This is a genomic window from Mycobacterium sp. ENV421, from assembly GCF_002887815.1.
Lineage (GTDB): Bacteria > Actinomycetota > Actinomycetes > Mycobacteriales > Mycobacteriaceae > Mycobacterium.
The window spans coordinates 36,626-58,317 of sequence record NZ_PDHO01000005.1; the positions used below are offsets into that span (position 1 = coordinate 36,626).

At 67.7% G+C, this 21,692-nt stretch carries 26 protein-coding genes; 15 read left to right on the plus strand and 11 right to left on the minus strand.

The window, feature by feature from the left end; genetic code table 11:
- Positions 1-65 precede the first annotated feature (65 nt).
- From clgR to pspM, 3 genes are all read left to right on the plus strand, one after another.
- Complete coding sequence (gene clgR, locus CRM90_RS08305) at positions 66-401, plus strand: transcriptional regulator ClgR (protein ID WP_102806538.1); 336 nt, start codon at positions 66-68, stop codon at positions 399-401.
- A 117-nt stretch (positions 402-518) separates the two neighbouring features.
- The gene (pspA, locus tag CRM90_RS08310) at positions 519-1,331 is read left to right on the plus strand and encodes a phage shock protein PspA (RefSeq protein ID WP_102806539.1); all 813 of its coding nucleotides are present in this window, start codon (positions 519-521) and stop codon (positions 1,329-1,331) included.
- 14 nt (positions 1,332-1,345) lie between these two features.
- The gene (gene pspM / locus CRM90_RS08315) at positions 1,346-2,176 is read left to right on the plus strand and encodes a phage shock envelope stress response protein PspM (protein ID WP_102806540.1); all 831 of its coding nucleotides are present in this window, start codon (positions 1,346-1,348) and stop codon (positions 2,174-2,176) included.
- Positions 2,177-2,187: 11 nt separating this feature from the next.
- On the opposite strand, the gene CRM90_RS08320 is transcribed toward pspM, so the two are convergent.
- On the minus strand, positions 2,188-2,631 hold the full coding sequence (locus CRM90_RS08320) for a limonene-1,2-epoxide hydrolase family protein (protein ID WP_102806541.1): 444 nt from the start codon (positions 2,629-2,631) through the stop codon (positions 2,188-2,190).
- Between the two features lie 42 nt (positions 2,632-2,673).
- Here CRM90_RS08320 and CRM90_RS08325 point away from each other — a divergent pair, with 42 nt between their 5' ends.
- The 5 genes from CRM90_RS08325 (at position 2,674) to recX (ending at position 6,420) form a co-directional block, all read left to right on the plus strand.
- Positions 2,674-3,840, plus strand: a complete 1,167-nt coding sequence (locus tag CRM90_RS08325) for a glycosyltransferase (protein WP_102806542.1) — start codon at positions 2,674-2,676, stop codon at positions 3,838-3,840.
- Positions 3,841-3,849: 9 nt separating this feature from the next.
- The gene (locus tag CRM90_RS08330) at positions 3,850-4,044 is read left to right on the plus strand and encodes a DUF3046 domain-containing protein (protein ID WP_036338673.1); all 195 of its coding nucleotides are present in this window, start codon (positions 3,850-3,852) and stop codon (positions 4,042-4,044) included.
- A 4-nt stretch (positions 4,045-4,048) separates the two neighbouring features.
- Complete coding sequence (locus tag CRM90_RS08335) at positions 4,049-4,738, plus strand: alpha/beta fold hydrolase (protein WP_158248996.1); 690 nt, start codon at positions 4,049-4,051, stop codon at positions 4,736-4,738.
- Positions 4,739-4,880: 142 nt separating this feature from the next.
- Complete coding sequence (gene recA / locus CRM90_RS08340) at positions 4,881-5,933, plus strand: recombinase RecA (protein WP_036338669.1); 1,053 nt, start codon at positions 4,881-4,883, stop codon at positions 5,931-5,933.
- Positions 5,902-6,420: a recombination regulator RecX gene (gene recX / locus CRM90_RS08345; RefSeq protein WP_102806544.1), complete on the plus strand. Its 519-nt coding sequence runs from the start codon at positions 5,902-5,904 to the stop codon at positions 6,418-6,420. The genes recA and recX overlap by 32 nt, the downstream gene beginning before the upstream one ends.
- On the opposite strand, the gene CRM90_RS08350 is transcribed toward recX, so the two are convergent.
- From CRM90_RS08350 to CRM90_RS08365, 4 genes are all read right to left on the minus strand, one after another.
- Positions 6,421-6,981 carry a DUF305 domain-containing protein gene (locus CRM90_RS08350; RefSeq protein WP_102806545.1) on the minus strand — a complete coding sequence of 187 codons (561 nt, stop codon included), beginning with the start codon at positions 6,979-6,981 and terminating at the stop codon, positions 6,421-6,423.
- 81 nt (positions 6,982-7,062) lie between these two features.
- Positions 7,063-8,349, minus strand: coding sequence for a cytochrome P450 family protein (locus CRM90_RS08355; RefSeq protein WP_102806546.1), 1,287 nt, complete (start codon positions 8,347-8,349; stop codon positions 7,063-7,065).
- Between the two features lie 17 nt (positions 8,350-8,366).
- On the minus strand, positions 8,367-8,600 hold the full coding sequence (locus CRM90_RS08360) for a hypothetical protein (protein WP_102806547.1): 234 nt from the start codon (positions 8,598-8,600) through the stop codon (positions 8,367-8,369).
- 49 nt (positions 8,601-8,649) lie between these two features.
- Positions 8,650-9,084: a DUF4189 domain-containing protein gene (locus tag CRM90_RS08365; RefSeq protein WP_102806548.1), complete on the minus strand. Its 435-nt coding sequence runs from the start codon at positions 9,082-9,084 to the stop codon at positions 8,650-8,652.
- A gap of 100 nt (positions 9,085-9,184) precedes the next feature.
- On the opposite strand from CRM90_RS08365, the gene CRM90_RS08370 reads away from it, so the two are divergent.
- Positions 9,185-10,009, plus strand: a complete 825-nt coding sequence (locus CRM90_RS08370; protein WP_102806549.1) for a TIGR03560 family F420-dependent LLM class oxidoreductase — start codon at positions 9,185-9,187, stop codon at positions 10,007-10,009.
- Between the two features lie 7 nt (positions 10,010-10,016).
- On the opposite strand, the gene CRM90_RS08375 is transcribed toward CRM90_RS08370, so the two are convergent.
- From CRM90_RS08375 to CRM90_RS08395, 5 genes are read right to left on the minus strand one after another with little or no spacing between them, the layout of a single operon-like run.
- Positions 10,017-11,312, minus strand: coding sequence for a DUF1254 domain-containing protein (locus CRM90_RS08375; RefSeq protein ID WP_102806550.1), 1,296 nt, complete (start codon positions 11,310-11,312; stop codon positions 10,017-10,019).
- Between the two features lie 14 nt (positions 11,313-11,326).
- On the minus strand, positions 11,327-12,190 hold the full coding sequence (locus CRM90_RS08380) for an amino acid ABC transporter permease (protein ID WP_102806551.1): 864 nt from the start codon (positions 12,188-12,190) through the stop codon (positions 11,327-11,329).
- Positions 12,187-12,867: an amino acid ABC transporter permease gene (locus CRM90_RS08385; RefSeq protein WP_102806552.1), complete on the minus strand. Its 681-nt coding sequence runs from the start codon at positions 12,865-12,867 to the stop codon at positions 12,187-12,189. Before CRM90_RS08385 ends, CRM90_RS08380 begins: the two co-directional genes overlap by 4 nt.
- Before the next feature lie 12 nt (positions 12,868-12,879).
- The gene (locus CRM90_RS08390; RefSeq protein WP_102806744.1) at positions 12,880-13,692 is read right to left on the minus strand and encodes a glutamate ABC transporter substrate-binding protein; all 813 of its coding nucleotides are present in this window, start codon (positions 13,690-13,692) and stop codon (positions 12,880-12,882) included.
- A 43-nt stretch (positions 13,693-13,735) separates the two neighbouring features.
- Positions 13,736-14,464 (minus strand): amino acid ABC transporter ATP-binding protein, encoded by a 729-nt coding sequence (locus tag CRM90_RS08395; RefSeq protein WP_199189833.1) that lies wholly within the window; start codon positions 14,462-14,464, stop codon positions 13,736-13,738.
- Positions 14,465-14,590: 126 nt separating this feature from the next.
- Here CRM90_RS08395 and miaB point away from each other — a divergent pair, with 126 nt between their 5' ends.
- Both miaB and CRM90_RS08405 read left to right on the plus strand, forming a co-directional pair.
- Entirely contained in the window at positions 14,591-16,117 is a 1,527-nt protein-coding gene (gene miaB / locus CRM90_RS08400; protein WP_199189834.1) for a tRNA (N6-isopentenyl adenosine(37)-C2)-methylthiotransferase MiaB, read from the plus strand.
- Positions 16,105-16,710, plus strand: coding sequence for an Rv2732c family membrane protein (locus tag CRM90_RS08405; RefSeq protein WP_102806554.1), 606 nt, complete (start codon positions 16,105-16,107; stop codon positions 16,708-16,710). The genes miaB and CRM90_RS08405 overlap by 13 nt, the downstream gene beginning before the upstream one ends.
- On the opposite strand, the gene CRM90_RS08410 is transcribed toward CRM90_RS08405, so the two are convergent.
- On the minus strand, positions 16,707-18,032 hold the full coding sequence (locus tag CRM90_RS08410) for a DUF349 domain-containing protein (RefSeq protein WP_102806555.1): 1,326 nt from the start codon (positions 18,030-18,032) through the stop codon (positions 16,707-16,709). The genes CRM90_RS08405 and CRM90_RS08410 overlap by 4 nt on opposite strands.
- A 215-nt stretch (positions 18,033-18,247) precedes the next feature.
- Between CRM90_RS08410 and CRM90_RS08415 the strand changes: the two genes are divergently transcribed.
- The 4 genes from CRM90_RS08415 to dapF are packed head-to-tail and all read left to right on the plus strand — an operon-like array spanning position 18,248 to position 21,638.
- The gene (locus tag CRM90_RS08415) at positions 18,248-19,132 is read left to right on the plus strand and encodes a DMT family transporter (RefSeq protein ID WP_102806556.1); all 885 of its coding nucleotides are present in this window, start codon (positions 18,248-18,250) and stop codon (positions 19,130-19,132) included.
- Positions 19,133-19,152: 20 nt separating this feature from the next.
- The gene (locus tag CRM90_RS08420; RefSeq protein ID WP_102806557.1) at positions 19,153-19,839 is read left to right on the plus strand and encodes a class III extradiol ring-cleavage dioxygenase family protein; all 687 of its coding nucleotides are present in this window, start codon (positions 19,153-19,155) and stop codon (positions 19,837-19,839) included.
- Positions 19,836-20,753, plus strand: a complete 918-nt coding sequence (miaA, locus tag CRM90_RS08425) for a tRNA (adenosine(37)-N6)-dimethylallyltransferase MiaA (protein WP_102806746.1) — start codon at positions 19,836-19,838, stop codon at positions 20,751-20,753. Before CRM90_RS08420 ends, miaA begins: the two co-directional genes overlap by 4 nt.
- 15 nt (positions 20,754-20,768) lie before the next feature.
- Positions 20,769-21,638 (plus strand): diaminopimelate epimerase, encoded by an 870-nt coding sequence (gene dapF / locus CRM90_RS08430; protein WP_102806558.1) that lies wholly within the window; start codon positions 20,769-20,771, stop codon positions 21,636-21,638.
- Positions 21,639-21,692: the final 54 nt, after the last annotated feature.

Sequence of the window (21,692 nt, forward strand, 5' to 3'; positions counted from 1 at the left end):
TGGGAACCAAATCGGGCGTCCGCGGCGTTGAACGGTTCGTTGCAACTCTTGGAGGAGGACACCCGATGGCGATACTGCTGCGTGAGGTGATCGGCGACGTGCTGCGGAACGCTCGCACGTCGCAGGGACGCACCCTTCGTGAGGTGTCCGATTCGGCCCGAGTGAGCCTGGGATACCTCTCCGAGGTCGAACGCGGCCGCAAGGAAGCCTCCAGCGAGCTGCTCAGCGCGATCTGCACCGCGTTGGACGTCCCGCTATCGCGGGTGCTGACCGATGCCGGTGCCAAAATGGCCGACCGCGAGCGCATCGCTCGGCTGACCTCCGTGCCGGCCCAGGACGGCACCATCGACGTCGCCACCAAGGTGGTCATTCCGCACCCCGTCACGATGGCGGTTGCCTGAGCCACGAACCGGCCGCGACCGGGCCACATGCGGACAAGGGTGTGGCCGGGCGTGGTTAACCGATAAATTGGGCACGACCACCGAACTGCGGCACCCGATACATAGACGGAGCAACTGATGGCCAATCCGTTCGTCAAGGCGTGGAAGTACTTCACAGCACTCTTCAACTCGAAGATCGACGAATATGCCGACCCCAAGGTGCAGATCCAGCAGGCGATCGAGGATGCCCAACGCCAGCACCAGGGTTTGACCCAGCAGGCCGCGCAGGTCATCGGCAATCAGCGCCAGCTCGAGATGCGCTTGAACCGTCAGCTCGCCGACATCGAGAAGCTGCAGGTCAACGTGCGCCAAGCGCTGACGCTGGCCGATCAGGCGGTGGCGTCCGGGGATGCCGCCAAGGCCACCGAGTACAACAACGCCGCCGAGGCGTTCGCGGCGCAGCTGGTCACCGCCGAGCAGAGCGTGGAAGACCTCAAGAGCCTTCACGACCAGGCGCTGCAGGCCGCCGGTCAGGCCAAGAAGGCCGTCGAACAGAACGCCATGGTGCTGCAGCAGAAGATCGCCGAGCGCACCAAGCTGCTCAGCCAGCTCGAGCAGGCCAAGATGCAGGAACAGGTCAGTGCCTCGCTGCGGTCAATGAGCGAGATCGCCGCACCGGGCAACACACCGAGCCTCGACGAGGTCCGCGACAAGATCGAACGCCGCTACGCCAACGCGATGGGTGCCGCCGAACTCGCGCAGAACTCGGTGCAGGGCCGCATGCTCGAGGTGCAGCAGGCCACCGTGCAGATGGCCGGACATTCCCGGCTCGAGCAGATCCGCGCGTCGATGCGCGGGGACGCTCTGCCTGCGGGTGACACCGCAGCCGCCCCGGCCACGCCGGCCGCTCCGGCCGTCACCCCCGAGCCCGAGAAGCCGTTAGGCCAGTAGGAGGCGAGCATTCGATGGCGGTGACACCGGACAAACCGGGATTCGTATCGCGTCAATGGCGTTCGGTCATGCAGCGCGGTATCGACACCGTCAGCGAGTACGCCGACGTGGCGGCCCGGAAGCTCAGTGCCGTCTCCGATCCGCGGGCCCGGCTGCTGCGCAAGCGGCGCTGGGCGTTGCGGCTGGGGATCTTCTTCTCATTCGCCACCGTGTTCTGGATAGCCGTCACCGGACTGCTCGCCACGTGGAGCACACCGGTATGGGGTCTGATCATCACCGGGGTGATCGCCGCCGGCGCCGCAGTGCCGGCCACCTTGTTTTTGCTGCGTTACCGCTGGCTGCGGGGCGAGCCGCTGCCGCCCACCCGTCAGGTCAGCGGCCGCCGGCTGCCGCCGCACGGCTCGGTGGCCCGGCCGTCGATGTCGGCCCTCGGGGCGTCTGAGCGCGGCTTTCACTCGCTACTGGGTGTGATGCAGCGCGGGAACATGTTGCCGCCCGAGGAGATTCGCGAACTCGTCGCTGCAGCGGATCGCACCGCGGCGACCATGGCGGCCACCGCCGACGAGGTGGTGTCGATGGAGCGCGCCGCGATCGAGACCCCGCATTCACAGTCCTACCTGGCGCCGACCATCAACGCGTTCACCGCGCAGCTCAGCACGGGTGTGCGGCAGTACAACGAAATGGTCACCGCCGCAGCGCAACTGGTCTCTGCGGCCAACACCGGCGCGATGTCGAGCTCGCCGATGTCGCAGCAGCGCTACCGCAACGAACTCGCAGGCGCGACCGACCGGCTGATGGGTTGGGCGCAGGCCTTCGACGAGCTGGGCCAGCTCCGCCGCGCTTAGAGCGTGAGGCCCTAGAGCGTCGGACGTAGCCCCGGCACCACTGCGCCGATGAGGCCGCGCACGGTTGCCTTGGTCATGTCGAACATGTCGAAGTAGTCCCGCCACAAGGTGATTCGGCCGTTCGTGACCTCGAACACGCCGCACACCCAGAACTGCAACCGCACCGGACCGACCCGCAGCACATCGGTGCGCTCGGTGAGCACCACCGGGCCGTTGACCGCGATGCGGTGGATCTTGACCTCGAAGCCGAAGCTGGGCCGCTGCAGGCCTTTGAACAGCTTCATGGTCCGCTTGCGGCCGCGGACGGTGGGGAAGCCGACGTTCTGGTAGACGAGATTGTCGTCCAGCTGGAGATCGGCGGTGGCCAGGTCCTGGTCCTGCAGTGCGTTCAGGAAAACCTCGACCGTATGGGCATTGTCGATATCGGAGCTCACGTTGGTGATCTGCTCGGTCATGCTCTCGAGCCTAGGCCGGATGCGCTGTGGCAGGGTAGGCCCGTGCGCGTCGCGGTGGTGGCAGGACCGGATCCCGGCCATGCGTTTCCCGCGATCGCGCTGTGCCTGCGCCTGGCGGCCGCGGGCGACCATCCCACTCTGCTGACCGGAACCGAATGGCTGGAGACTGCCCGCGCCACCGGTATCGAGGCGGTGGAACTCCTGGGACTCGACGTCACCGACGACGATGACGACACCGACGCCGGCGCCAAGATCCACCAGCGCGCGGCGCGGATGGCCGTGCTCAACGTTCCGGTACTGCGTGAACTGGCGCCCGACCTGATCGTCTCTGACGTCATCACCGTCTGCGGCGGGATGGCCGCCGAGCTGATCGGCACCCCATGGGTCGAGCTGAATCCTCAGCCGCTGTACCGGCCGTCGCGGGGACTGCCGCCCTTGGGCAGTGGGTTGGCGCCCGGCACCGGCATCCGCGGCCGGGTGCGGGACTCGATTCTGCGCGCCCTGACGGCGCGGTCGTGGAAGGAAGGGGAGCGACAGCGTTCGGCAGCACGGGTGCAGATCGGGCTACCCGCCCGCGAACCGGGGCCGGTGCGCCGGCTGATCGCGACCCTGCCCGCCCTGGAGGTGCCGCGCCCGGACTGGCCGGCCGAGGCTGTCGTCGTCGGGCCGCTGCACTTCGAGCCCACCGACGCGGTGTTGCCGGTTCCGCCGGGTGACGGCCCGGTGATCGTGGTGGCGCCGTCAACCGCCGCGATCGGTGCCCAGGGCGTGACCGAGCTGGTGCTGGAACATCTGGTGCCCGGACGAACCCTCCCGGACGGGTCGCGGGTGGTGATCTCCCGGCTCGGCGGCCGGGAACTCGAGGTGCCGCCGTGGGCGAGTGTCGGGCTGGGCCGCCAGGACGAACTGCTGACCCACGCTGATCTGGTGATCTGCGGTGGTGGGCACGGGATGCTGACCAAGACACTGCTGGCAGGCGTGCCGATGGTGGTGATCCCGGGTGGGGGTGACCAATGGGAGTTGGCGAATCGCGTTGTGCGCCAAGGCAGTGCGCGCTTGATCCGGCCGCTTGCCGCCGAGGTTCTGGTGGCGGAGGTGGGTGAAGTGCTGTCCTCGCCGGGCTATCGGGAGGCGGCCCGGCGCGCCGGCGAGACCATCGCGGACGTCGCCGATCCGGTACGGGTGTGCCATGAATCGGTGGCTGGGTAAGTTGGTGGCGTGCGGCTGACGGAATTCACCGAACTCGTCGAGGGGCAATTCGGCCGGGTTCGTGGTGGCTCGCTGCTGGTGGATCACGTGCTCACCCAGTTGGGCGGACGGACCGCCGCGCAGGCCATCGAGGACGGTGTGGAGCCCCGCGACGTGTGGCGGGCGCTGTGCGCCGACTTCGACGTGCCGCGCGATCAGTGGTGAGCGCGTGAGTACCTTCGCGTTGATCCATGGCGCCTGGCACGGGCCGTGGTGCTGGGAACGGTTGATTCCCGAATTGGAGCGGCGCGGGCACCGGGCGGTCGCGGTGGACGTCCGGTTCGATGATCCAACGGCGACGTTCACCGACCATGCCGCCACATTCGCCGCGGCCATAGATGAGAACGACCACGACGTCGTCGCTGTCGGCCACTCGCTGGGCAGCTATGCGTTGCCGTGGATCGCAGACCGGTGCCTGCTTCGTCACCAGGTGTATTTGTGCGGCTTGGTCGCCGAGCCCGGCCGCACCATCGCTGAGCTGAATCGGGAGCAACACATACTCAATCCGGATCATTCGGCCGGACTCGCCAAGGTCGATGGCGGCACCCGATGGGTCGACTTCGACCTGGCGCGATCGATCTTCTATCCGGATTGCGACGAAGAGATCGTCGCGTCGGCGATCCCACGGCTGCGAGTTCAGGCGCGGGAGCCGATGTCGCAGCGCTGCACGTTCGATCGGCTCCCATCGATTCCGGCCACCTACATCGTGTGCTCGGAGGACCGGATGGTCGATCCAGGCTGGTCGCGACGGGTGGCGACGGAGCGGCTCGGGGCGCAGGTGGTAGAGCTGCCGGGGGGTCATTCGCCGTTCTACTCCCGCCCGGAGGCTCTGGCCGACGCCCTGCATCGGCTCGTCTGACACGCGGCGGCGCGCCTCCTTGCCATCGAACACATGTTCGTTATGGTGGTCAGCGTTCGACCGTTTTGTCGGAGCCTTGTCCTAACGTCACGGCCAACCGACCGAGAACCGGTCAACAACGACTACCGGAAGAGGTATCACCATGGCTCCGCAGGCACCTGATCGCGAGAAGGCCCTCGAGCTCGCACTCGCGCAGATCGACAAGAACTTCGGCAAGGGCTCGGTGATGCGCCTCGGCGACGAGGTCCGACAGCCGATCTCCGTCATCCCGACCGGATCGATCGCCCTTGACGTCGCCCTCGGTATCGGCGGTCTGCCGCGCGGCCGCGTCGTCGAGATCTACGGCCCGGAATCGTCGGGTAAGACCACCGTCGCACTGCATGCGGTGGCCAATGCTCAAGCCGCCGGTGGCATCGCGGCGTTCATCGACGCCGAGCACGCGCTGGACCCGGATTACGCCAAGAAGCTCGGTGTGGACACCGATGCGCTACTGGTCAGCCAGCCCGACACCGGTGAGCAGGCACTCGAGATCGCCGACATGCTGGTGCGTTCAGGTGCCATCGACCTCATCGTCATCGACTCGGTGGCCGCCCTGGTACCCCGCGCCGAGATCGAGGGCGAGATGGGTGACAGCCACGTCGGCCTGCAGGCCCGCCTGATGAGCCAGGCGCTGCGCAAGATGACCGGTGCACTGAACAACTCGGGCACCACCGCGATCTTCATCAACCAGCTGCGCGAGAAGATCGGCGTGATGTTCGGCTCACCCGAAACCACCACGGGTGGTAAGGCTTTGAAGTTCTACGCCTCGGTCCGCCTGGATGTGCGGCGGATCGAGACACTCAAGGACGGCACCGACGCGGTCGGCAACCGCACCCGCGTCAAGGTCGTCAAGAACAAGGTGTCGCCGCCGTTCAAGCAGGCCGAGTTCGACATCCTCTACGGCAAGGGCATCAGCCGCGAAGGCTCGCTCATCGACATGGGTGTGGAGCAGGGCTTCATCCGCAAGTCCGGATCGTGGTTCACCTACGAAGGTGAGCAGCTCGGTCAGGGCAAGGAGAACGCCCGCAACTTCATGATGGAAAACCCCGATGTGGCCAACGAGATCGAGAAAAAGATCAAAGAGAAGCTCGGTATCGGTGCGGTGGTGACCGATGAACTCGTCGATGACGTCCTCCCCGCCCCAGTCGACTTCTGAGACCCGCGAAGAGCAGGCGCATGCGTTGTGCCTGCGCCTGCTCACCGTGCGTCCGCGAACCCGATCCGAGCTCGCCGGCCAGATGGCCAAGCGGGGGTACCCCGACGAGGTCGCCGCGCATGAACTCGACCGGCTGGCCGCTGTCGGTCTGATCGACGACGCCGACTTCGCCGAACAGTGGGTACGTTCGCGACGGGCGCGCGCGGGAAAAGGTAAGCGCGCCTTGGCTGCTGAGTTGCGGACCAAAGGTGTCGACGACGAGATGATCGCTGCCGCGCTCGACGACATCGACGCCGGCGCCGAACGGCAACGCGCCGAGGAGTTGGTGCAGCAGAAGCTGCGCCGGGAGAAGCTCGACGACGGCGACGACACCAAGGTGATGCGCAGGCTGGTCGGCATGCTGGCCCGTCGCGGCTACAACCAGAGCATGGCGGTGGCCGTGGTCAGAGACGAGCTGGCGGGGGAGCGGGAACGCCGCCGGGTCTGATCACCGCGATCCCAGCAGCGTCTTCATGGTGGTGATCTGCCGTTCCTGGGTGGCTTCGCCGCCGCCGGCGACCGCGACAGTCGCACGATAGGTGCCCTTGTCGACCTCGGTCTTGCTGAGGGCGAGGGCTCGCTCGCGGTTGGCGATCATCTGCTCGAGGTACAGCCTGGCCGCCAGGGCTGGTTCGGCGTCCTGGATCGCAGCCGTATGTGTGCCGGACGCCTGCTCGGCGGCGCCCGGGGCCGGAGCGCCCCAGTCCTTGAGCCATTGCTGCAGCTGAACCACCTCCGGACGATCGTTCTCGTGTATCGCCCGGGCTATATCCGAGACGTCGCGGTCGACGCCGGGTTTGGCCAGCAGCGCCTCGCTCATCGCGACCGCCTGCTGCTCCAGCGGGATCATCTGCTGGGCAAAGGAAACGTCGGCGTCGTTGTGCTCTTCGTAGCCCGGCGGCTGGGTGGGACCCGCTTGCGGGGTTGCTGCCTGCTGCAGGGAACATCCGGCGAGTACGCCGAATGCCAGTAGGGCGCCTGCACTGGTCTTGACGAATTGCCTGCGCATGTCGTTCTCCTTCCGCCACTGCGGATACCCACGTGACAGCGCGACGCAACCTTGAAGTTGTCTGGTCAGAGCCTGCGTGGCTCAGCGCACGGTGTAGCCGAGCGGGCAGGGATCGGCCGCGCGCGCCACGCCGCCGATCTGAGCGGGCACCGGACGCGGATGTCCTGTCCACTCGGGCCTCATGTTGTAGCGGCCCACGAGGCGAGTCATCGCCATCGCCATCGCCGCCAACGAAAACGGCTGTGCCGGACAGGAATGCCTGCCGTGCCCGAAGGCGGTCACCAGCATCGGTGACGGCAACGCATGCGCGTCGGCGAGCCGGTGCCGGTGCCACCGGCTGGGATTCCACTGCTCCAAGCCGGCGGCGGCCGAAGTGTTCAGCAGCGGTAGCAGCGTCGCGATGGTCCAGCCCTTCGGTACGTCGACCACACCCGCGCCGGTGTCGAATGTGACCGGTTCGAGTACGGCGCGAGCCATGATCGAACGCTGCGCCAACCGGGTGCTTTCGAGAGCACAGCTGGAAGCCAGCTCACGGTCGCCACCCGCGACCAGGCGGAGCTGATCGGGATGGGCGATCAGGTCGACGAGCGCCCAGCCGAGCGCTGCCATCAGGTTCGACATCGAGGCGATGTGGATGAGCGCGACGTCCATCGCGACACCGCGGCTGCGGATGTCCGGCGATTCCGATGCCCAAGCCTCGACGATTCGGCTGAACAGACCCGCGCCGACCCCGGACGTCGAATCATGGTGCCGCAGTGACTCTTCGATCACCTCGGCGACGTCATCCAAGGCGGCCCGTTCGGCTCGCATACCCGAAGCGGCCACCGCCGCCATCGCGTCGGGGTGAACGAAGGCATCCGAACCGTCGAGGACGTCGAACGCGCGCACCAGTCGCTCGAACGCCTCCCCGTCAGCGCAGCCCGGCCCGGCCCACGACGCCAAACCCATGCGGTGGCCAAGCCGTCGGGTCAGCGCGAACAGGTCGACTGTGCCGCTCTCGCCGAGTTCGGCCTCGGTCGCATCGAGGGCGCTGTCGAGGTTGGCGAGGTATGACGTGACGTCGTCGCGGCGAAACAGTGAACTCGGCAGTAGCCGTCTGCCTGAGAACACCTCGTCGGGCAGCTTGCGCCGCAGCATGAGAAAGTCCGCGACACCCTTGCTGGCGGCTTCTTCGACGAGCGCGTAGAACGATTCGACGCCGGTGGGAGAGAAGGTGAAAAGATAGCGGTCGCTTCCACTCTCGACCACGAACGTATCGCCGCGGCGTTCGCGTGCCCCGGCGATCGCGGCCACCGCGTCGTCAACCTCGACATCCCACGGCAGCCCGACGCCATCGGCGACGGGTAGGACGTCGAGCGGGCTCGGCACTTCTCGATGCCTTCTGGCTACCAGCTCCAGACGATGCCGCGGCGACGGTCCCGGACATTCGGCGTGATCTCACTGACGTTGGGGGCACGCGTCTGTGGCACCGCCTTGATGGACACGCTGCCGCTGGTCTCGCACATGACGTGGCTGCCCGCGTCATGACAGGTCTGCCGGGCACCGGCCACCGGAGCTGAAACCAGTGACGCCGCAACCACAGCTGTGGTCAGCAGGGAGATTCTTCCTCGCACGTTCACAACGCCGTTCCTTTCCCGCGGTATGTGGTGGCAGTCCGAACTGCGCGTGTCACGGGCACGCCGACACGAGAACTCGAGCGCTCGGGTCGAGCGGCGCGTCGGCGTCCTGCGCGTGCCTGAACGCGTCATCCCGCGCCGTTTCGACCGTCGGCCCGGCGCCGCCGGACACAATCCCGCTGCCGTCGTCGGCACCCACCGAGACAACGCACAGGTTGTCGTTGGTGACCTCGTCACGGCTGCACTGCTGGGCGCCGGCCTGCTGGCACGCGGCGATCACGGCCGCCGAGGCGGCCTCATTGGTCGGGCCGGTAGCCGAGAACCCGGCAAGTACGCCGTTGAGCACGCCGGAGCCGACAGCTTGTGACAGGTCGTCGGCGCCGTCAACCGCGCCGTCCGGGCCGCCGGCCCACGCCGACGCTGCGGACAGCGTTGCCGCTACGACGCCGACGGCGACGATCGTGGAAACCCTGCGGGTGAGCGCCATTCGGGTCCTGCCTTTCACACTGATCGGCGAAGGTGATCCGTCACTGTAGCTGTATTTGACGCACTCGTCGGGGCATCGGCACGAGACTAGGCTTCACTGCATGCAGATCTCGGCCAAACTCGCTCCCACCTTCGACTATCCCGAGCTCGAACAGTTCTGGCGCTCGGCCGATGCGCTGGGCTTCGAAGCGGTCTGGAACTACGACCACTTCTACGGTCTGATCGAGGATCGAAAGCCCACGCATGAGGGGTGGACGACACTGGCGGCAATGGCCGTGGTGGTCGGCCAGGCGCGGATCGGGTGCATGGTCACCGGCGTGACGTACCGCAATCCGGCCATCCTGGCCAAGATGGCCGTCACCGTCGACCACATCAGCGGCGGACGACTGAACTTCGGTATCGGAGCCGGCTGGCACGAAGCCGAGCATCGCGGCTTCGGAATCGAATTTCCCAGCGCGGGAACACGAGTGGCGATGCTCGACGAGGCGCTCACCGTGATTCGCCGCCTCTGGACGGAAGAGACCGTGACGTTCGAGGGCCGCTTCTACACGCTGAACGAGGCGATCTGCGAACCCAAGCCGCTGCAACGGCCCTATCCGCCGATCGTGGTGGGCGGCTCCCAGCCCAAGATGCTACGAGTGATCGCCCGGCACGCCGACGAGTGGAACATGCCCAGCCATGAGGGTCCGCAGCAGTGGGGTGAGGTCAATGAGCGGCTCACCGAAGCCTGCGCCGAGGTCGGCCGCGATCCGGGCGACGTCCGTCGTTCGCTCCAGCTTTTCCTGCACCCGCGCGACCCCGAACAGGTTGCCGCGCAACTGGATCAGCTGCCGCAGTACGCCGAACTGGGCTGCGAGCATGCGGTGTTGAGCTTCTACCAGCCGCCGTCGACCGAACTGCTGGAGCGCTGCGCCCAGCTCCGCTAGCCGAAGCTCACACCTTGCGAACGGCCGGCGGATGCCACGTACCGGCGATGGCCTCGCGGCGCGGGGCGTAGAGCCGCATCGTGACACCCAACGTTCCCAGCGGCGCGGGCAGCCAGTTGGCCACCTTCTCCGGGCCCGGGTTGCGGTGCTGCAAGTACAGATCCAGTGACCCGTCTGCGTTGTACTGCAGCGCATCTCGATCGCCGATCGCAAAGCGATCGATCTCGTTGGCGACCTGATAGCCCTCGGCGTCGTACATCGTCACCGACCAGAAGGCGTCCACCGGGGGCAACGTGCCGGCATCGAAGTGGATGACGTAGTCGTTCTCGCCGGCCAACGGTTGACCGTCGGCGTCGGTCACCAGCATGGGATACACCGCATCTTCGGGAGGGTTGGCTCCCAGCCCTATCAGCGTGACGACGGCACGCCGCAGATACGCATTGCCGTAGACACCCATGCCCTCGCTCAGGGTCATCCACCCGTCGACGATGTTGCCCAAAGTCGGGGCGGACGATGTGATGGCGGCAAGTGCGTCCTGTGCCCCTGCCTCGATTTCGGCGCGTTCTTCGGCGGAGAACCGCTGGACATCGAACGGCTTACCCGCCTCGATTCCCAGGCCGGACAGCCGGGCCAGAATCGAAAAGTCGGTCGGGTGCGGCGGATTCACGCTCAGCAAGTCCGCGGCATAGGACAGATAGTCGAGCGCTGCCATGGCGTTGACTTTGCGCAGCGGTTCGGTGGTGACGTCGTAGGACTCATCCCGGACGAATGTCGGTGCTGCCACCGGCGTCAGGGTGTAGCCGTCCTGGACGGCATGCACCGCCGGGTAGTCAGCCGGCCCATTGGTCTGGGTGCGGCCGATGATCCACACATGCGGTGTCGGCGCGTGGATCACCGGAATGTCTTGCGGCAGCTCCCCGGTGTGACCGGGGCCGACGATCGCATAGCGCTGCGGCCCGGTTCCCGAGGTTCGCTTTCCGGGATTGGCGAAGACATCGGTCCACATGTCCAGCAGCGGCAGCATGAAGTACCGGTCGTCGGTGTCGGGGACGCCGAGGATCACCGGGCCCTGGGTCAGGTCGAGCCACGCCGACGAGTAGAGAGTGTCGAAGTTGGGGCGTACCACCGCGCGAAAGTCGGCGTCCGGGTACTGACGGACGTGGTGGAACTCGTTGGGCGGGCCCGCCCCGATGCCCGAACGGTTCAGCGTCTGCAGCCGCGAAACATCCATCGTCACCAACGGATAGAAGTAGACATAGGCCTCGTAGCTCAGCGTGCGCAGATCGGACGACAACGTAGTCATGGGCCTGGTCTCACCTAGTCTCCCGGTTCCAGCGCGGCCTGTGTCTGCGCGGGGACACCGGCGCGCTTGGACCGCCGCAACCGTCGCTCCAGCCGCGTGGCCGCGACTGACAGTGCGAAGTTCGCGCTGATCATCAACACCGCGATCACAATCAGCGCCGGCACGTAGTTGCCGTAGCTCGAGCCGACCACTGTTCCCTGGCGGACCATTTCGACGAACGTGATCTGGTAGCCGATCGCGGTGTCCTTCAAGACCACCACCAGCTGCGACACCAACACCGGCAGCATCGAGGTGACGGCCTGTGGCAACAGGATCGACCGCATCGTCTGGCCCCACCGCAATCCCAGCGCGGAAGCGGCCTCGCTCTGCCCGCGCGGAAGCGACTTGACCCCGGCACGCACGATCTCGGCGATCACCGCACCGTTGTAGAGCGTCAGACCCGTCACCACGCCGGCCAGCGCCAGATGCGTCGAGGCGAACACGTCATAGAGCGCGAACAGGAAATACGCGAAGATCATCATGATCAGCACCGGCACGGCGCGGAAGAACTCCACGATCACCGCCGACGGCCACCGGATGTACCCATTGTTCGACAGCCGCCCCATGCCCAGCGCGAAACCGAGGATCAGCGCCAGCACGATCGAGAGCGCCGCCGCCGTCAGTGTGCCTTCGATACCCGGCAGCACATAGGTCTTCCAGAGATTGCCGGTCAGGAACGGCTGCCATTTGGCCGCTGTCAGCTGCCCTTTGCCGGCCAGCTTGACGATCACCGCCCAGACCACCAGGGCGGCAACGACAATCGTCACCGCCGTGACGATCCGATTGCGGACCCGCGCCCGCGGACCCGGCGCGTCGAAGAGAACCGAAGCCGTGCTCACCTCGCCACCGCCAGACGCTTACCCAGCCACCCGAACAGCAGACCGACCGGTAGCGTGAGGATCACGAAGCCCAGCGCGAAGATCGTGCCCACGGTCACCAGCGCCGCGGTGTTCTCGATCATCCCCTTCATCAGCAGCGCCGCCTCGGCCACTCCGATGGCCGAGGCAATCGTGGTGTTCTTGGTCAACGCGATCAGCACCGAGCCGAGCGGAATGATCACCGAACGAAATGCCTGCGGCAACAGGATCATTCGCAGGTTCTGTCCGAATGTGAAGCCCAGCGAGCGGGCCGCTTCGGCCTGGCCCAGCGGCACGGTGTTCACCCCCGAACGCACCGTCTCGCACACGAACGACGCCGTGTAGACCGTCAACCCGAGCACCGCGAGCCGAAAATTGCTGTCCTCGATCGAGGTTGGCGAATTCGGGTCCACCAGGGTGATGCCCAGCGTCTGCGCGAGGCCGAACGAACAGAACAGGATGATCAGCGTCAACGGGGTATTGCGCACCACGTTGACGTACGTGGTGCCCAGCCAGTTGAGCATCGGCACCGGCGCCAGCCGCATCGCGGCCAGCACCGTGCCCAATATCAGCGCTCCGATCGCGGAGAACACCGTGAGCTGAATCGTCGTCCAGAACGCCTCGAAGATCTGGCCGCGATATTCGCCGAAGATGTCCACGCCCGCGCGACCTCAGCAGCCGTCGAGGGCCGGCGGCGCCGGCGCGGGGACGCCTGCCGGGCCGAGGTTCTTGTCGAACGCAGCCTTCCAGGAGCCGTCGGCTTCCATCTTCTTCACCGCATCAGTGATCTTGGTGCACAGCTCCTTGTCACCCTTCTTCAACCCGATGCCGTAGCGCTCCTCGGAGAACGGCTGGCCGACGATCTTGAACGCGCCGGGCGATTGCGCGGCATATCCGGCCAAGATCACCTCGTCGGTGGTCACCGCGTCGATCGCGCCGTTCTTCAGCGCCTCCACGCATGCCGAATAGGTGTCGTACTGCTGCAGCTGCACACCCGGGTACTTGTCCTTGATCCGCTGCGCCGGGGTCGACCCGCTGACCGAGCACAGCTTCTTGTTGTTCTGCAGCGACTCCGCGCCGGTGATGTCGGTGTTGTCGGCGCGCACCAGCAGGGACTGGCCGGTCACCAGATACGGACCGGCGAAGTCGACCTTCTCCTTACGCGAATCGGTGATCGAGTAGGTCGCGACGATGTACTTCACCTGGCCGTTCTGGATCAGGTTCTCCCGCTGCCCGGACGGGGATTCCTTCCACTCGATCTTGTCCTCGGGATAGCCGAGTTCCTTGGCGACGTACTTGGCGACGTCGACGTCGAAGCCGCTCATCGTGCCGTCCGGATTCTTCAACCCCAGACCGGGCTGGTCGAACTTGGTTCCGATGACCAGCTTGTCGCCGCTGCCACCGCCGCCGCATGCGGTCGCGGCGAACGGCAGCGCCACGGCCAGCACGGCGGCGCCGACCCCACGCCAGGACAGACGGGGGATGGTAGGGCCAGAAAATATCGACACAGTGGGTGTTCCTTTCGCCCTAGTGGTTGAGGATCTTGCCGAGGAAGTCTTTGGCGCGCTCCGAGCGCGGATTGTCGAAGAACTCAGTGGGCGGGGCGTCCTCCACGATCGCCCCGTCGGCCATGAACACCACCCGGTTGGCGGCGCGGCGGGCGAAGCCCATCTCATGGGTGACCACCACCATCGTCATGCCGTCGGTGGCCAGGGACGTCATGACGTCCAGGACCTCGTTGATCATCTCCGGGTCCAGCGCACTGGTCGGTTCGTCGAACAACATCACCTTCGGCTTCATCGCCAGCGAACGTGCGATCGCCACCCGCTGCTGCTGGCCGCCGGATAGCTGGGCTGGGTATTTGTCGGCCTGGTTGGCGATCCCGACCCGCTCCAGCAACGACAGCGCGTTCTCGCGGGCCTTGTCCTTGGCGACCTTGCGCACCTTCACCGGCGCCAGTGCGACGTTCTCCAGGATCGTTTTGTGCGCGAAGAGGTTGAACGACTGGAAAACCATGCCCACGTCGGCTCGCAACTGCGCGAGTTTGCGCCCCTCCGAAGGCAATTCCACGCCGTCGATGGCGATCGTGCCCTCGTCGACGGTTTCCAGCCGGTTGACCGTGCGGCACAAGGTCGACTTGCCCGATCCGGACGGGCCGAGCACCACCACCACCTGGCCGCGGTCGACCTCGAGGTTGATGTCTTTCAGAACATGCAGGTCGCCGAAATGCTTGTTGACGCCCTGAATCGAGATCATCGGCTTCTCGCCGCTGCGCCCCATGCGTTCAGACCCTACCCAGGTAACCCCCAGTTTGCCGAGCGTTGACCGATCCGCGATTTCTCACCGCCTCGTGGTGCTCCGTACGATGAGCACGTGACATCGGTGCTGACCAACGACAATCCGGCGGGCGAACTGCCCGGATCGGGCGATGGACGTACCGATGGTCGCACCTACCAGGTCCGCACTTACGGCTGCCAGATGAACGTCCACGATTCCGAACGGCTCGCCGGGCTGCTCGAAGCGGCCGGATATCACCGCGCGCCCGAGGGCACCGACGCCGACGTGGTGGTATTCAACACCTGCGCGGTCCGGGAAAATGCTGACAACAAGCTGTACGGCAACATCAGCCACCTGGCGCCGCGCAAGCAAGCCGACCCCGAAATGCAGATCGCGGTCGGCGGCTGCCTGGCCCAGAAGGACCGCGAAGGACTGCTGCAGAAAGCGCCCTGGGTCGACGTCGTCTTCGGCACCCACAACATCGGCTCATTGCCCACGCTGCTCGAACGGGCCCGGCACAATCGGCAGGCTCAGGTCGAAATCGCCGAGTCGCTGCGGGAATTCCCGTCAACGCTGCCCGCTGCACGCGAATCTGCTTACGCCGCATGGGTTTCCATTTCGGTAGGCTGCAACAACACCTGCACGTTTTGTATCGTGCCCGCGCTGCGGGGCAAGGAAGTGGACCGCAGGCCCGACGAGATCCTCGCCGAGGTGCAGTCCCTGGTCGACCAGGGCGTGCTGGAGATCAGCCTGCTGGGCCAGAACGTCAACGCCTACGGAGTCTCGTTCGCAGCCGGCACCCCGCGCGATCGCGGAGCGTTCGCCGCACTCCTGCGCGACTGCGGGCGCATCGAGGGGCTGGAGCGGGTCCGGTTCACCTCACCGCACCCGGCCGAGTTCACCGACGACGTCATCGAGGCGATGGCCCAGACCCCGAATGTCTGCCCCGCCCTTCACATGCCGCTGCAGTCCGGGTCGGACCGCATACTGCGCGCGATGCGGCGTTCCTACCGAGCCGAGAAGTATCTCGGCATCATCGAGCGCGTGCGTGCGGCGATGCCGCACGCGGCGATCACCACCGACATCATCGTCGGCTTCCCCGGCGAGACCGAGGACGACTTCGCCGCCACCCTGGACGTGGTGCGCCAGGCCCGGTTCAGCACCGCGTTCACCTTCCAGTACTCCAAGCGTCCCGGCACCCCGGCGGCCGAGCTCGACGGCCAGCTTCCCAAAGCCGTTGTGCAGGAACGCTATGACCGGCTCATCGAGCTGCAGGAGCAGATCTCCTTCGAGGAGAACACCGCCCAGATCGGTCGTGAGGTCGAGTTGCTGGTGGCCACCGGCGAAGGCCGCAAAGACGCCAGCACCGCCAGGATGAGCGGCCGCGCCCGCGACGGCAGGCTGGTCCACTTCACGCCGGGCGATGCCGCCCCGCGCCCCGGCGACATCGTGACCACCACGGTCACCGGCGCCGCTCCGCACCACCTGATCGCCGATGCGCCGCTGCTGAGCCACCGCCGCACCCGCGCCGGCGACGCCCACGCGGCCGGGCAACGGCCCCGTACCGTCGGTCTTGGGCTGCCGCCGGTGGGCAGACCACAGATCGAGGAAACGACGGGATGCCAGCAATGAGTCGCCACGACGAAGACCCGAGCGAGGCCTACCGCTCTGACATGGAGAAGGCCGAACGCAAGGTCGCCGGAGAGATCCAGCCGGGAGCCCGCGCCATGGTGGTGGCGATCCTGGTGTTCGTCCTGCTGGTGTCGCTGATCCTGCCGCACACCGGCGCCGCCCGCGGCGTCGACGTCCTGATGGGCGACGACAAAGCGCTCAGTGTCGGCATCGCGTTACCGTCTCGGCTGTTCACCTGGTTCGTGCTGGTGTTCGGTGTCGGCTTCTCGATGCTGGCCTTGACCACCCGGCGCTGGGTGCTGGCCTGGATCGCCCTCGCGGGGTCGGCGCTGTCCTGCGCGCTCGGTCTGCTGGCCGTATGGTCCCGTCAGACCGCCGTGCACGGCCATCCCGGCCCGGGCATCGGGTTGTTGCTGGGCTGGGTGGCGGTCATCCTGCTGACCTTCCACTGGGCCCGGGTGGTCTGGACGCGAACCGCGGTGCAGTTGGCGGCCGAGGAACAGCGCCGTGCCGCCGCACGGGAAGGCCAGTCCCGCAGCCTGCTCGACGATGTCGACCATCGTGAGCGCAAGCAGCCTCCCGCCGCGGGTTAACGCTTCTTACTGAGCGACTCGACTGCCGCGTCGGCCCATTGCCGCCATTGCTCGGCGCTGGCCCTGGCCGCTTCGGCATCTTTGGTGCGGCCCGCCGCTTCGGCCTTCTCGGCCTGCCGCTCGAACTGCTCGACCCGGGCGCGGAACTGCTCGGCGCGGGCCTGCGCCTCCGGATCGGTCCGCCCCGAGTCGGCGGCGTCGCGCACCTTCTTCTCGACCGCACGCAAGCGGCGTTCCAGATCGGCCGATCGCTCCCGCGGCACCTTGCCGATCGCATCCCACTTGTCGGTGATGTTCCGCAATGCCGAGCGGGCCGCGTCCGGGTTGGCGGTGTCGAGTTTCTCCGCTTCGGCCAGCAAGGCCTCCTTGGCGGTGGCATTGGCCTGGAATTCGCTGTCCCGCTCGGCATTCACCGCGTTGCGCGCGGCGAAGAAGGTGTCCTGGGCCGCCTTGAACCGATGCCACAGGGTGTCGTCGACGTCCTTGGCTGCCCGGCCGGCCGCCTTCCACTCGGCGAGCAGGTCGCGGAACGCGGCCGCCGTCGCCGACCAGTCGGTGGAGCCGGACAGCTCCTCGGCGCGCACGCACAACTGCTCCTTGGCCTGCCTGGCGCCGGCGCGTTCGCGGTCCAGGTCGGCGAAGTGCGAGCCCCGGCGCCGGTTGAACGTTTCGCGGGCCGCCGAGTAGCGCTTCCACAGCGCGTCGTCGGTCTTGCGGTCCAGGCCGGTGATGGTGCGCCACTCGTCGAGAATTGCGCGCAACCGGTCGCCGGCGGCCTTCCACTGGGTGGAGCTCGTCGCCAGTTCCTCGGCTTCGGCGGCCAGCGCCTCCTTGCGCGCGGTCTGCTCGGCCCGGTGTTGCTCGCGACGGGCCCGATCGGCCGCCGCGGTTTCCTCGGCGTGGTCGCGGATCGCGGCCAGCCGCGCGGCCAGCGCGTCGAGGTCGCCGAGAACGCTTGCCGTGGGCAGGGTTTCAGCCAGAGAGGCAGCCGCGGCTTTGATCTTGCGGGCATCGCCGGTGCCGGAGGCCAGCCGCGTCTCCATCAACGTGACCTCGGTGGCGAGATCTTCGAAGCGCCTGCCGAAATGGGCGAAGGCCGCCTCGGTGTCGCCGGCCTGCCACGAGCCGATATTGCGTTCGCCCTCCGAAGTGATCAACCAGACCGTGCCGTCGTCGTCGACCCGGCCGAACCGGTGCGGGTCACTCGATGGCGGCAGCACCACCGGCGCGGTGGGTGCGTGGGGCTTGGGGACGGGTCGCGGTGGTCCCGGTCGGGGAGCCGGCTTCGGGGCTCCGTCGGCGCTGGGTTGGTCGATTGTCATGGACTCGCCTCACCTACCCTCCGCGCGGTGTTCCCGCGCATCTGCCGCGCGACGCGGCGCCACTGCTGCACGTCCGGCGACCATGGTCACGGCCGCCGTCCTCGTTGGTATTGAACCAGGTCGATGCCACCCATGCGCCCGGGTTGGCTGGTCTGAGGTTGCGGACGACGTCAATCGGCGGGCACGCTGACTGCCCGAGCACGAGGAGATCAGTGATGCACAGGTCGGACATCGCCACCCTGTTCGCTCTCGGGGCCGCGCTGCTGATCGCGATCGGCGACGTCATCCAGCAACGTTCCGCGCACGCCGTCACCGACCAGCAGGTCGGTCCCATCGCCTTGTTCCTGCAGTTGCTCAGGGACAGGACCTGGTGGCTGGGCAGCCTGGTCGCCGCCGGCGGATTCGCGCTGCAGGCCGCCGCCCTGGGGTTCGGCTCGGTCCTTCTGGTGCAGGCCCTGATCGTGACGTCTCTGCTGTTCGCGCTGCCGCTGAGCGCGCGCTTCGCGGGCCGGCGGATCACCCGCTACCAGTGGATCTGGGCGGTGCTGCTGGCCACGGCCGTTGCCGTGATCGTCACGGTCGGCGACCCGTCCAAGGGGCAGGCGCGGGCTGGGTTCGAGATGTGGAGCTGGGTGGCCGCCACGCTGGGTCCGCTGCTGCTGCTGTGCCTGCTGGGTGCGCGGGTCTTTCGCGGCAAACCGGTGGCGGCGGTGTTGCTGGGGCTGGTGGCGGGTTCGTTGTGGGGGTTGTTCGCGGTCCTGATGAAGGGCGTGGTCGACGAACTCGATCACGGGATCGTGGCGGTGCTGAAGCTCCCCGAGCTCTACGTGTGGGCGGTGGTGGCCATCGCGGCGACGGCGATTCAGCAATCGTCCTTCCGGGCCGGGTCGATGGCCGCGTCGCTCCCGGCGGTCACGGTCAGCGAACCATTGGTCGCCTCGGTTCTCGGCGTCGCCATTCTCGGGGAGATGTTGCGCCCCGGCCGGTCCGGGTGGGCGTTTCTGGTGATCGCCGTCGTGGTGATGATTGCGGCCACAGTGGAGTTGGCGCGCACGGAGGCCGCGCCGATGCCGGATCCCGCCGCGCCGATACCCGGCTGACGGCCACTAGCGTGGGAGGCGTGCTGTCCGCCGTTGTCCTGACGCCTTCGGCGCCCGTACTGGTGCCTGAACTGGCCGGTGCGGCCGCCGCCGAGGTCGCCGAGTTTCGCGACGCCGCGCTGGCTGCTGCTGCCGCGCTGCCCGATCGATGGGTCGCCGTCGGTGTCGGCGCCGCCGATCAGACCATCGAGCCCGACGCCCGCGGCACCTTCGCCGGCTACGGGGTGGACGTTCCCGTCGCGCTGTCCCCGGACGCGCCCGCCGCGGTGCGTGAGTTGCCCCTGTGCGCCCTGTTCGCCGGGTGGCTGCGCGGGCAGGCCAACCCCGCGGCCTGCGCGCAGGTCCGGGTGTACGACGCCGACCACGACGCCGGCCGGGCTCTGGAGTTCGGCCGGCTGCTGCGCGCCGAGATCGACACCACCGACGAACCGGTCGGTGTCCTGGTGGTCGCCGACGGCGCCAACACACTGACGCCGCCCGCGCCCGGCGGCTACGACCCCGACGCCACGGCCGTGCAGGCCGCCCTCGACGACGCGCTGGCCTCAGGTGACAGTGTTGCGCTGGCGGGGCTCCCCGGCGGCATCGTCGGCCGCGTCGCCTACCAGGTGCTGGCCGGGCTGGTGGGTTCCGGACCGCGGGAGGCCACCGAGTTGGCGCGGGGTGCGCCGTACGGGGTGGGGTACTTCGTCGGCACGTGGACGCCGTGACCCGGCCGATCGCGGTGATCGGGCCGACGGGTACCGGGAAGTCGGCGCTGGCCCTCGACGTCGCCGAACGGCTCGGCGGCGAAATCGTCAACGCCGACGCCATGCAGCAGTACCGCGGCATGGACATCGGCACCGCCAAGCTCACCGTCGCTGAACGGCGCGGCATCCCGCACCACCAGCTCGACGTCCTCGACGTGGCGCAGACCGCGACGGTCGCGCGCTACCAGGAGGCCGCCGCCGCCGACGTCGAGGCCATCGCGTCGCGCGCAGTGCCACCCGTGATCGTGGGCGGCTCGATGCTCTACATCCAGTCGCTGCTCGACGACTGGGCGTTCCCGGCCACCGACCCCGAGGTTCGGGCGCGGTGGGAACACCAGCTCGCCGAGGTCGGGGTCGCCGCCCTGCACGCTGAGCTGGGCCGTCGCGATCCGGCCGCCGCCGAGGCGATCCTGGCCACCGACGGCCGGCGGATCGTGCGCGCGCTGGAGGTGGTCGAACTGACCGGCCAGCCGTTCGCGGCGTCGGCACCCCGGATCGGGACGCCCCGCTGGGACACGGTGATCTTCGGGTTAGATTGGGACACAAGCATTCTCGACGAGCGACTGGCGCAGCGCACCGACCTCATGTTCGAGGGCGGTCTGGTCGACGAGGTGCGCACGCTGCTCGACGCCGGCCTCCGGCAGGGCGTCACCGCCGCGCGCGCCATCGGCTACGCCCAGGTGCTCGACGCGCTGGATGCCGGCGCCGGAGATCAGGATCTGGCCCAGGCGCGCGAGCTGACCTTCATCGGCACGAGGCGATATGTGCGCCGGCAACGGTCGTGGTTCCGCCGCGACCATCGCATCCACTGGCTCGACGGCGCCGCCCCCGACCTTGCCGACCAGGTGATAGACCGGTGGCGGGACGTATCCTGATCAGGTGATCTACGCATGATCTTCTCGAAGGGGCACGGCACCGAGAACGACTTCGTGTTGCTGCCCGACCTGCCCGCGCAGCTGCAGCTGGCGCCCGCCGCCGTGGCCGCGCTGTGCGATCGGCGCCGAGGGCTTGGCGCCGACGGCGTGCTGCGGGTCACCACCGCAGCGGCGGCCGTCGATGCCGGTGTGCTGGACCGGCTGCCCGAAGGCGTGGACAGCGGCGACTGGTACATGGACTACCGCAACGCCGACGGCTCGATCGCCCAGATGTGCGGCAACGGGGTCCGGGTGTTCGCGCACTACCTGCGGGCCAGTGGCCTGGAGCAACGCGACGAGTTCGTGGTCGGCACCCTGGCCGGACCGCGCCCCGTGGTCGTGCATCACGCAGATGCGCTGGCAGCCGAGGTCACCGTCGACATGGGGAAGGTCAACCTGCTGGGGACCGGCACCGCCACCGTCGGCGGCAGGCACTTCACCGGAGTCGGCGTGGACGTCGGGAACCCGCACCTGGCCTGCCTTGATCCCGGTCTCACCGAACAAGCGCTGGCCGACCTCGACGTCGCCGCGCCGGTGGTGTTCGACCACGGGCAGTTCCCGGACGGCGTCAACGTCGAGGTGCTGACCATCGCCCGCGATGGCGCCGTCAGCATGCGGGTACACGAACGTGGTGTCGGCGAAACGCGCTCCTGCGGAACCGGAACAGTCGCCGCTGCGGTCGCGGCCCTGGCCCACCTCAATCTGTCCACCGGCACGCTGCGTGTCCGCATCCCCGGCGGCGAGGTCACCGTCGAGGTCACCCACACCTCCAGCTCGCTGCGGGGCCCGTCGGTCCTCGTCGCGCACGGCGAACTCGCCGACGACTGGTGGGCGGCCCAACTCTGACGGCACGTTATTCAGGTGCACGACGTTGGACACCCGTGGCACCATCGATTACCG